This is a genomic window from Bradyrhizobium sp. B039 (assembly GCF_038965675.1).
Lineage (GTDB): Bacteria > Pseudomonadota > Alphaproteobacteria > Rhizobiales > Xanthobacteraceae > Bradyrhizobium > Bradyrhizobium diazoefficiens.
The window spans coordinates 7942544-7953675 of record NZ_CP152416.1 but is presented as its reverse complement, the minus strand read 5'-3'; the positions used below and the strand labels follow the sequence as shown (position 1 = coordinate 7953675).

The 11132-nt window shown below is 61.8% G+C and carries 4 protein-coding genes; all 4 read right to left on the bottom strand.

Annotated elements, in window-relative coordinates:
- Positions 1 to 42: 42 nt before the first annotated feature.
- A complete protein-coding gene (locus tag AAFG50_RS37475) occupies positions 43 to 1356 on the bottom strand; it encodes a hypothetical protein (RefSeq protein WP_161170733.1) in 1314 nt (437 codons plus the stop codon).
- A gap of 14 nt (positions 1357 to 1370) precedes the next feature.
- Entirely contained in the window at positions 1371 to 2111 is a 741-nt protein-coding gene (locus tag AAFG50_RS37470; RefSeq protein ID WP_225895087.1) for a hypothetical protein, read from the bottom strand.
- Positions 2112 to 2277: 166 nt separating this feature from the next.
- Complete coding sequence (locus AAFG50_RS37465; RefSeq protein ID WP_011084384.1) at positions 2278 to 2889, bottom strand: amidase domain-containing protein; 612 nt, start codon at positions 2887 to 2889, stop codon at positions 2278 to 2280.
- A 118-nt stretch (positions 2890 to 3007) separates the two neighbouring features.
- A complete protein-coding gene (locus AAFG50_RS37460) occupies positions 3008 to 11128 on the bottom strand; it encodes a hypothetical protein (protein WP_231166597.1) in 8121 nt (2706 codons plus the stop codon).
- Positions 11129 to 11132 lie beyond the last annotated feature (4 nt).

Below are 11132 nucleotides of genomic sequence, written 5' to 3'. Positions count from 1 at the left end.
GCTTTTGCAGCGCTTCGCTTGCACGTGCCAGATAGCTTGTTCTCAAGAACAAAAGCGTAGATCGCAAGCGTAGATGCGCTTTGCTTCGATTGAGTTCGGGCACGCCATTGCGCCTTTGGTCCATACCTCGTGCTCTCGTCGCTGACGGTCGGACTGCACCTTCAAACAGGAATTATAACGGGCGATTGACTTCAAAAGGGCTCCCCACGTCGGACCGCCATAGTCGCGGTTGTCCGGTTTCAGGCGAAGCGCATTGACTTCTGCCTCGGATTCGGGCCGCACCCGCACGGTTTCTCCCAAGGCACCTGACGGACGCGGCTGTCCGGCCTCGAGATTGATCTGGTCGATGAGCGCACCGAGAGGGTCGTTCTGCGACCAGTTGCGCAGTTTGAAGTTCTCGACACGCTGGAGCGCCTCAACGATTGTTCGGCGTAACCACTGATGCCGGTTGTCTTCAATGTCGATCGGTTTGGCCAAGGCCATGTGGCTCTGAGTGATTGGCTCCTGCTCGAAGCATCCGGCGGTATGGGTATATATGCGCTCGACGACAGTCAACTTGAGTGCCGGGATCTCTGCGACCGTTTCGTACGCGCACGATACGACAAAGGGTTTTCCCTGGCGCGCCTTGATTACCGAGCCCCAGTCCGTCTGCAACCCAGCCAGGAGATGATTGTGTCCTTCCAGCGTTTGCAGGTCCGTAATCTGGTGCCAGCCCGCGCCATACCATTGCGCGACGTATTCACCCCAGCAAACTTTGCGCAAGATGGCTGGAATCCAACAACCCCACGTCTTGACGAAATCAGCGAGCGGTGCACCTTCAGAGGGTGACCCGAGAAGGCCGAGGCCCACGATCCGGTCGAGACGAGCTTGCTCGCCATTCAACTGGAGACGGACAATGGCGCGTCTCAGAACAATACCGCCCATGCTATGGGCTACAAAAAGGACGTTGTTGTATTCGTCCAAAATCCGAAGGAACTCCGGATTGCGTACGAGCGATTCACCGATCTCGGTCGCAGAAATCGTTGCGGGCGCCGCATCCATATAGCTAACCGTATACAAGTCGATATCGCCGAGCGTCCTGCCGCCGGGCAGTGCTGCCGCGTGGTCCCGCTCGAAAATTGTGAACCAGCTCAGTGCTGGCTTTCCGTTCACCGTTCGCTTCCCAGGCTCGTAGCGCGGGCATTCGAAGGATCGTTCGGCAGCATCGGCATTCGTGGTGCTGCTTTCGAAGGTCGAGCAAGGACCGCCTCCAAGCCCATGGACGAAGACCAAGGCGACATCCGCGCCTTGAGGATGTTTACGAATGGTTTCGACCCCGATCGCGGCCGCGGAGCCTATCGAGGTGAGGAGAAGCATGAAGACCAGGAACCCTATTCGCGGCATCGGGTGCGTCCTACGGCTCTGGGAGACTTGACCATTAACGTGACGGGTTTCTCGCCGCGGACCACTAACTCGAGACAGCCGCGTGCGCTCATGTCGACGAACTCAAAGGAACCAGCCTTGTCCGAAATGACCTCTGGTTTTTCGGCCTGAAAGCGGGCAAGAATCATCTTGGGGTTGTTGGCAAGGTAGTCCACCAGCGCCGCTGCCACGGCGTCGCCTGCCTGGCCCGACACGGCTGGTCCCAACAAGATCAGAAGGCTGATGAGGAGCGGTTCTGGCTCGAGCTTGTTCGGATCGATGGCGAGATAGGCGGCGGCTGTCTCCAAGGGCGTTGGCTCAGGCGGCAATTTGATGTCGCTGCTCTTCACTTTCTCTTCAAGAAAATCGACGCGGAGATATGCTGTGTCCCTTGTTCTGACCGACAGGCTGCCGCTGCGCACGCGATCCAGAAATTGACGCTGCGTTGCCCCGGCTCGATTCGGATCAGTGAGCTTTTCGTCGTTGCCGCGCGCAGCATCGAACCAGCGAAGCTGGCATGCGCCGCCGCCCGGTTCGATGATCCGGCACGTCCCTCGCGGCGCGAACGATGCGATCGACCGTACCTCACGGCACGCACACTGGCACTGCGGTTCTGGGCTCGTTCGGCATTGCTCGTCCTGCGCGCGGAGCGAAACGATTGATGAGCAATACACAACTGGAAGAAGCGCGAGAATTCGTAGCCGTCCCATTGTCTATCCCCGGATCTCCGACGAAAGCCGGCCAGTCCTACCCGACCAACGGCCATCGCGGTAGTTGTGGACCTTATCATGCACGCCCTCTGCTGAACACATGCTTATCGTATTCCGGAGCCTGCGGGCGCTACGAGTGAACCGAGGGCAGCCGGTCTACGGAACGCTATGCAACCAGAGGCGCCGTGTCACGCACTCGCGCTAGCGTGTAGCTGACATTGGTAATAGCGACGCTATCCCATTCCTGGCCGGTTTCGTTGGTTTGATCGCATCGGCATCGCGTATGACATGCAATTCGTTTCTTTGCATCAGCGAGATACATCGCGGAATGACCATATGCATTCGCCGATGGATCCCAATAAAAGATCAAATCTCCGGCGGCGAGTTGAGAAAGCTTGTTCGCAGTTTGCGTGTGATTTGCCTTTTCGAGTATTGTTTCGATCAATCCGTCCTCGGTCAGTGTGCTGAACAATCGACGGGCGCTGATGACCCCATAGATCGCAGACGGGAAATCCCGGCGTATTGGCAGTCCGCCGCCGGCCTCGTTTGCCTCATGTCCAAGGCAGCATGAGAGAAAGTGGGCGCAATCATCGACATTGTCGATCTCCATCCCATCTGGTCGGCGCGCTGTTTCGTTAGTGTCAGTGCGGACGAAGATGGTCCCGTTCGGAACCTTAACGTAAGGAGTTGCTTCGCGAACGCCGATGTATCCATCAGAGCATGACTTCGTCCAATACTTGCGGGCGTACGCGAGCGCCTTGGTACGATCGTATGTCATTTTACCTCGTTATGTGCTCAGTTAAAAAACAGATCGAAGCAATGTCATTTACGACGACGTAGAAGACGTACGCAGGCATGCGATGGTATTCGAATCGGCACGCCGGCCATCCTTCCGATCAGCTCTCGGATTTCTCGAAGTCAGCCTTGGCCGAAGGCAGCTGGCCGCCGCCTGTTCGATCCACCTTGACGAGAAATCCGAACGCGTGACCCGAATCCGCTCCTGCCGGTCCGTTGCCGGCAAACGGCCAGAGAAACATTCCGCGCCGGCGAACGTGACCTGCGACCAAGTCGCTGAGCAGATCGGGATACTCGATCGCTTGGGGCAGTGGCGCCGTCGCAAACAGCGTTGTGCCGACGGCAGCGTCCACACGTTGCAGGGTTGCGAGCCCATACGTGGCGGCCGGCGGTGGTAGCACCGGTTGGGCAATGACGCCGACATTAAGTGTCAGTTGTTCTTTGTCGGCTGCTTCGTTGTTCACCGTGACCTGCAACCGGTCACCCGCCTTCAATTTTGCGGGCACGTCGGCCGACGGGCTTTTCGGATCAACGGGCTCTCGCAGCGCGGAGAGCGGAATCGCATAGATTTCGCAACCTTCCACGACATAACGCGAACCAGGGAATTTGGGGTTCGAGGGTTTGGCCTCGGTCGCCGCGATTTGCAGTGATCGCGACGGTCCGCCGTCGCCCGGCACGACCTGAACGATCAACGCCCAGGAGCCCGCAGGCTTTTCGACCTTCGTGTTGAGGCCTTTTTGCCGCTTCCAGAACGCCAAATGGATCGTCGCGGCAGGATCATATTCGGCCCGATCGACCGCAAGGACGTGCGGTACGTCTCCGATACCGACCTGATTGCTGGACGTTGGGCCGCCGAGTTCGCGATCATAGGCCGGATCGCCGAACGCCAGCGTGAACGTCTTGACTGGCAGCCATCGCTGCCGGCTCGGGATGTGCGGCAGGTCGAAAACCAGAACATGCGGCGGACCGGGCAGAAGCTGATTGACGGTTCCGGTTTCAAGCTGTGCAGAGCCGGATCCATTTATCGACGGATCGCCTTCATTCGCCTGATTGGGCCGCGTGCCGCGGATCGTTATCCGTACCGGTGTGTCTGCCGAGGAATCGCGAAGCGCCTGCGCGACGGCTGCCTGCGCCGCGTCACGCGCCGGTCCCTCGACGATGAAATCGATCATCAAGCGTGTTGGTCTGGGTCCGCTTGAAGGAAGCGGTGCCCAAATCATTTGGGTGAATACGACAATGATGTCCCCAACCCTGAGCTCAACCCGTGGACGCCGCTTCTCGGTCTGTGAAGGCAGGAGGCCGATCCGTGCCAGTGCGACGTGAGCGGCGGGATCGGGCCCGGTCAGATCAGTTGGCACGGTTGCGATCAGGCGGAGTCTTCCGTCCCAATCGGCCGAAAGACGCCCGTGATCTGGATTCTCCACGCGGATCGTCACGGCATGTGGGCTCCGCGTATCGCCTGTCAGGTGGCGATCGAAGCGTACGACTTGCGCCGGCCCCGCGACAACCTTGAAGGTTTTCAGATTCTTCGCGCCATCGATCTCGTCCATCGAGAGGTAAGTCTTGCGCCGGATCGCCAGGTCGGAGATTTCGGGGAGCGCCGATGATCGCGGGGCTCGAACCTGGCGTAGGGTTAGGGGTCCACGCCAGGCCGGGCGACCGAACCGGCTGAAATCCTTGTCGAACGGCACCATGAACGATGTCAGCAGTACGCCCTCAAACTGCGAGAGCATGACACCAGGCCGTTGTCCGGTGACAGTGGCTTCGATCGCGCCCGGAAGCATCGGCGCGAGACCGGCACGGTCCGCCGATTTGGCGGCTTCAGGCAGCGGATTTCGAGCCTGACCGAACGCCGCGGCGATCGCGTCAATGGTCGGCGCGCGGGCTCGCGGAGGAGCCAGCACGGAATGCCGGTCGGGTGGGGCGCGCAGACTCTTTGCGGCACGGCGACGGAATGCAACCCGTTGTCCGGCCGTGATGAAGGCGCTCTCGCGCATTTCTGCGGCATCGGCCGGGAGATAGCCGCCTTCAACAGTCTGGTCAGGAGCGCCGGTCGGGTCGTGCTGGATCTCGTCATCCGCAATCGCGCTGCGGTTCCATGCGATTGCTGGCCATGCCAAGCCCCGCACGCGCCCCGCCCAGGCGTGCTGCTCGTTGCGGCGAACTTCTTCCTCGCCAAGACTGACCTGCGCTTTCGCGGTGTCATCGGCACGGGTAACCAGCGGCCAACCCAGTGCCGGCGAGGCATAGATCGTATCGGACAGTCTTCGCAAAACGTGCGGCCGCTGCTCCTTCATGAGCGGCATCGCGGGCTGCGTAACCAGCCACGAAACGTGCGGTGGCGGAATCCGCGACGGCGAATCCGGATCGCGAGACGATTTAGGATCGTGAATCGTCAAGTAGCTGCTGTCGACGCTGGCGAGTATCAGAACCCGCGGATTCGCGCTCAACCCGAATGCGCGCATCGACGCATCGGCGCGTTGCTTGCCGTCAAGGACCACCTGGTTGCTGGCGGAATCGACCAGCGTGGCGGCAAGCGCGGCGGGAAGAAAGTCATTTTGCACCGATGCTGCGTCGGTCACGATAAGTGTCACCGCCGGCGCGGCAGGATCGAGGGGCGGCGAATTCGGGGGCCATGCCGTCACCGTAAACCTGACCTCGCCAGAAGCACGGACACCGTCAAGGGGTACCTCCCGTGCCGTCAAGCAACTGATCCGCCGGACAAATGGTGGCACGGGATTGCTGCTCAGCGCCTTGCCGTAGGCTTCCGCCACCGCACTCAACGCCAGCAGCGTGCGCGGGAAAAGCGGCCGGGACAGCGGGGGAACGGCCGCGGTCTTTGGCACTAGCATGGCCTGATCGACGGCGACCATCGCGCGGGCCTTGCCGCCGCCCACGATGGAAGACATCAGTGTTTCAAGCAGACTTTGCGTTCCGTCCTGAACCGCACACGAACTGGGCGGCGGTCCCTCCAGCGACCGTGGCGTGCCGGCTGTCGCGTCATACAGAGCAATATTGTAAACGCGATCGCCGTTGTCGGTGTGGGTTTGCGGACAGGCTTTCAGCGCACCAAGGGCGGCCTCGCCGTTCGCGTCTCCCCCCGGAGAACTGGACAGGGGCGACCATGGCAGGATCCATTGGGGGACAAGCACGACGCCTCGGTTCGGCGTTTCCAGCGACGTCACGACTTCGGTCAGTGCAGCGCCGGTGAGAACGAGCGAGTCCGGTGCGACGGTCCCTTTCAGCGCCTGCATGACATATTCAACGGGGAAGCCTGCATCAGCAAGCGCGCGGCGAACCACGCCGGCTATGCGGACATCGGCGTCCAGCGCGGAGTCCTTGTAGCGCGCGAGGAATGCGTATCGATCTCGCGCCGGATCCGGCTGCAGATTTGCCGCCGCAATGAGCCCGTGCATGTCGAACATAATGACTTCATCGATTGACGTCCATATCAGCGGAGTGTTCGCCAGCGTGGCTGGCGCACCCGGCCACGCTCCCTTCACGGGTGTCAATGTGTGATCGACGACAGCTCGGAACGACCACGACCTGCCAAGGAGCACGGCGTTCCCGTTGGCAACAAGGATGTCCGTCGGCAATTCATGTGCGCAAAGCCGCGGTTGTACCTTGTGCGCGAGCATCAGCTTTGCAAGCGGGTCGCCGCTGCCACGCATGGTCAGCGTTGCCGGCCAGTCCCCCGGCACGGAGGAATCGGGATCGAACGTGACGCGGCTCGGCGTCGCGTAGCCGACGGGCCACGAAACCGAACTGATGTCGAGGCCCGGCGCCGCAAATGCGGCGTCGAACAACAACCGCGAGGTCCAGCGCACCGGGTTGCCGTCAACTGCCGCGGCGCCGCTGTGACGATGCCGGATGGCGGTGATCCGTTGCGGCGATGTCGACGTATCGGCGTCAAACGCGAATTCGACCAAGGCCGAGCCGAGCGCAGGGGTTGGCCATGTCGGCCATTTCTGGCCTTCGACGGCATGTCCTTTCGGGAATACGACGGCCACCACCCCCTGCAACGTCCCGGCCGGCAGATGGAAGCCGCGGAAAAGCATCGGAGGTTGCTGCCCGTCGACCGGGCCGGCGATCTTGTCCTTGACTTCGATCGTGACCACCCCGGTTTCGTGATCGATCGATTCCGCCCCATCGGCGGGGCGAGATCCGAGGCCAAGCCATTGCAGCGTACCGTTGGTAAAGTTGCGCTTGAAAACTGGCGGGCTATTCGCGTTGCGTAGCGGAACGGTGAGGTCGCCGTCGGCGAGATAAAGCATCGGACCGCCGCGCTCCGGCCAGATCAGTTCCATCTTCTTGAGGTTCAGGATGCCTTCTACCGGCGAAGCGCTGAATGACGCGGTCAATCCGGGCGGATTGAAGCCCGCATCAGTGGTGTCGAGATTGCAGTCCTGTCCGAACAGACGCACACGAAGGTTGGCGGACGCGATGTCGGGTTTACTGTTCTGGACGTCCCGGGTGAAATGGAAATCGAGGCTCAAGCGTGTTTTCGAGGTCTTCGAGGCAGCCTGATTGGGCCCGTGATGTACCTCAACATCCGACACCAGAGAAACCGACTTCGGTTTGTCGCCGGGTTTTGGATCAACCTTGGACGGCGGAACGAACGGGTCGGAGACCATGGTCGGATCCGAAGGATCCTTGATTTCGATCCGAATCATCTTGGTCAGGGCGAGACTACCGTCCGGCATCGATCCGGGCCCAAACGTCAGCCGCACAAGATTGCCGGTCGCATAGATCGCTTCGGCGGCGAACGGCGCGGTGTCATTGTCGTCGGAAGGAGGCGACTTGTATTGCACGGAAGCCAGCAATTCGAACTGCAGCACACCGCCAGCGGAAGCGATGTCAACACTGAGCAGACGTAACGGTCGGGCGGACAAAGGACCAGCCAAGTCGAACTCAAACCGACCGCGCTTTGGTTTTTTCTGGTTCCACGATTTCCCCCCCGGCGGTCTCTCTTCTTGCGGACCGAAGAAACCCCATTCGTACACCGTGCGTGTGACCCGGTTGCGATTGATGGCGGCGGGATCGGGCCCGAGTCCGGTTTCAAGACCACCGGAGGTATCGAAGGTCAGCTGGCCGGCGTCCGTCTTGAGCGGCAGGTCACGGAACCAGAAACTGCAACCGACGTCACCGACCATGACTTTGACCGGCTTGCGCAACGTTGCCAGCACCAGGGCCAGGTCGTCGGGCGCCGCACGCAGCGCCGCGGTCCGGCTAGTTTGAAGAGGCGAAGTCAGATCCGGAACCAACGCGAGCGACAAGCCACGCGCGTCTTGCAGATGGTTGGGCTGGGTCACGGGCGTCGCTGAACCGGGTGACGTGAAGGCGACGGGGAAAGAAGATGCTGCGAAGCCCTTCACCTCGATCTGGCCGGGACCGGGCGCCGTCGAGGGCTTCAGTTCATTGCCGGTCGTGGGAATTGTGAAGTTAGTGTCGGGCAGGCCAGCCAGCGCCGCGGGTCCATACTGCCAAGTGTTACCAAGGATATAAGCGCCGAGATGGACGTCAACGTTTGGTGCCGGAGGCAGAGCACTGAAACCGAATGTCGGCGGCTTCCAGACATACGGCTCTGCGATACCGCGAACGATGCCATCGGTTACGCCGCTTAACCGATGCCAAAGTTCAACAACGGGCTTGTGGTCTTGATCTTGCAATTCACGAAGCACGACGCGATCGCCTTCGGTCCGTGCGCGCGCCAATCGTCGTGCGTTTTCGAACCACACGCCGGATAGCCGCGCCAGATCGAGTGCCGTTGGCGGTGTGTCGATCCTTTTCGGGCTCTCGGGCGCCGCATCGGACGATCCGGCTTGCGATTTCGCGTCACCGGAAATCGGCACCTTCGGCTCCGGCGCCTTGGAATCTGCGAACAGCTCGTCGAGCACCGGCAAGTCGTAGCGGAGTGACACCCGCATCTGGCTGCTCGACACAGGCGTGGCTGCATCCGCCGAAGGCGTGAACTCGATGCCCGGCAATGTCAGCGAAGCCAGCGCCACGCCCGCGCTTTCTTCGGGAGATGACGGATACGGCCCGGGCGCCACGGCCCGCTGCGGTGGCCAAGGCCAGCGCCAGCGGCCGTCGCCATAGGCCGTCGTATTCAACGGCAGTGTATCGATGTACGGCAGCCGTAGCGCGTTGCCGTCGGTGTCGGTGGCGAAAGTCAATGTCAACGGTGTGGTCGGGCTGCCGATCACTTCGGCAGGGACCAGCTCGCGTGTTGCCGAGGGCCGCTTGGCGCTTTCGGCAGTTCTGGTCATCGATACCGATGAGACCAGCGCAAGGGTCTGATGCGGCTGCCAGACCAGCAGGGGATCCACAGCAGACGGGAACAGCGGCAGCCTAAAGCTGATCGACCCAACGCCTTTTTCACGGAAGCCGGCCACCTGGACTTGCCAGTTTGTCGGACCGCTGACACCGAATGCAATTGGAGCGCTGGTCAGGGAAGCCGGACCGGCGTCCAGCGGCGGCAAGATTTCGGTCGGCGAAGGACTGGCCTCGCCCGCCCACAATACGCCTTCAAGCGTTCCGGCCGCAGCATTTACCGCAACGGCGATGCTGCGCGGCAGAGCGGTGTCGAGCGGCTTCTTCCAGATCACGGTGGCGTTGACGCTTTGCGCGCCGACGATTTCCAGACCCGGCAGCGTCGGATCGTCGGCACGTGCGGTGGAGCCGCCGGCATCGACCGCAACCCGAAGGAAGCCGCGGAACGCTGAGCCTGCGGCGAGCAGCTTGACCGGCGGTGGATCATCGGGCTTCGGCGCGGGGGGAAGCGGCATCTGAACCCAGCCGCGTTCGAGCGCAATGAAAGCATAGGGCGGCCGCGTCCCGCTGGCGATGGCGCCGGATACCGCCCAGACCTCGCCGAGACGCGCCGCGAGCGGAGAGGCGTCGACAATTCCCGAAAACGGCTTGACCTCTATCTTGTCCGGATTGAACGGCGGCTTGGCGGCCTCGCTCCATGTCAGCAGGATAGTGGGCGATGCCGTGGCAGCTTCTTCCAGCGCGGCCGGACGTTCGGCTTGCGATGTGATGGTCAGGACAACAGGATCGGTCCCCCTGCGTGCGGATAGGGTGGCCCTGTGACCGGTAAGCTCGGCGACGCCGGGTTCGCCGCCGCCATAGTCCTCGCGCGTCAGCAGCCGAGCGGCCACCGCGTCTTCAAGCATGCGGATTGACGGAATCAGATCCGCGCCGGGCACAGCAGCCGGATTGTCGCACACCCAGACCGGCGCAGCCGGTTCACCTTTGACCTGAAGCGGCCAGGCCAGCGGTGGAAGGGCGGAAGTATCGACCTGCAGCGAGATGCAGCCGCCTCGATCGGTGAGGTCGCGCGACATCCAGTTCAGGCCGGCTTTCAATTTGATCAACGATGCCGAATCCGAAACTGGATCGATCAGGTCCAGTTGCAGGCCGGTCAGTCCGTTGCCGATTTCCACCGGAACCAGACGAAGGCGCAACGGCAATCGGTCACCATTGCTGGTTCCGAACGGATTGGGGGCGAGGACGTCGAATTCGACTCCGTCTGGCGTAAGATCGAAGGTGATGGCATCCGAGACCTTGGTATGGCCGGGGATGGGCTTTGCGGTTTTCCGCCGCCGGATGAACAGCCCGCCGAAGATTCGAATGTAGTCGCCAGGCGTCGCCCATTCGATTGACAGCTGTTTGGTCAGCGCGTAGCCGACGCTAGGTTTCGGTTCGGCATCCAGCGCGCAGGCGACGGGAATCCGGCCGCGTGTAGCGCGAAGCTGAGGCGCGGCAAGTTCGAATACGTTGTCGATCTTGACGAATCCGTCCGGCCGCGGCGGCCATGCGGTTTTCGGCGCCACCCTCAAATCCGAATAGCGGGAAGGGCGGGGCGGCGGTCCAGCCACGCCGGCCGCCGCCGGCAACGGCGACAAATCGGCGAGGGCGAGCGGCGTGAATTGCGCTCTTCCGATCGTGATAGAAGGCGCCGAGCCAGGGTCGTTGCGGAAGTCGACGGTTGTTGCCGCCATCGCCAGCAACATCGGTTCCTGGAACAGGACGTCGGCCTGATCCTGGATGGGTACCTGATCGGCGCGCGCGGCCTGCAAGATCACTCGGATCGAACTATTTCGCGGCGGTTGGTCGGCCGCTTTGGGTTGCGAGCCGAGATCGAGCCAGGCCTGCCACAGCGCTCCGTTGCTGCCATAGTCAGGCCCGTCGATGCCTACCCGGCGAAATGCGGTCATGCGA

Bases quoted from the DNA above. Each gene is read 5' to 3' on its own strand.
- AAFG50_RS37475 (WP_161170733.1), bottom strand. From the start codon at position 1,356: ATGCTTCTCCTCACCTCGATAGGCTCCGCGGCCGCGATCGGGGTCGAA.
- AAFG50_RS37470 (WP_225895087.1), bottom strand. From the start codon at position 2,111: ATGGGACGGCTACGAATTCTCGCGCTTCTTCCAGTTGTGTATTGCTCA.
- AAFG50_RS37465 (WP_011084384.1), bottom strand. From the start codon at position 2,889: ATGACATACGATCGTACCAAGGCGCTCGCGTACGCCCGCAAGTATTGG.
- AAFG50_RS37460 (WP_231166597.1), bottom strand. From the start codon at position 11,128: ATGACCGCATTTCGCCGGGTAGGCATCGACGGGCCTGACTATGGCAGC.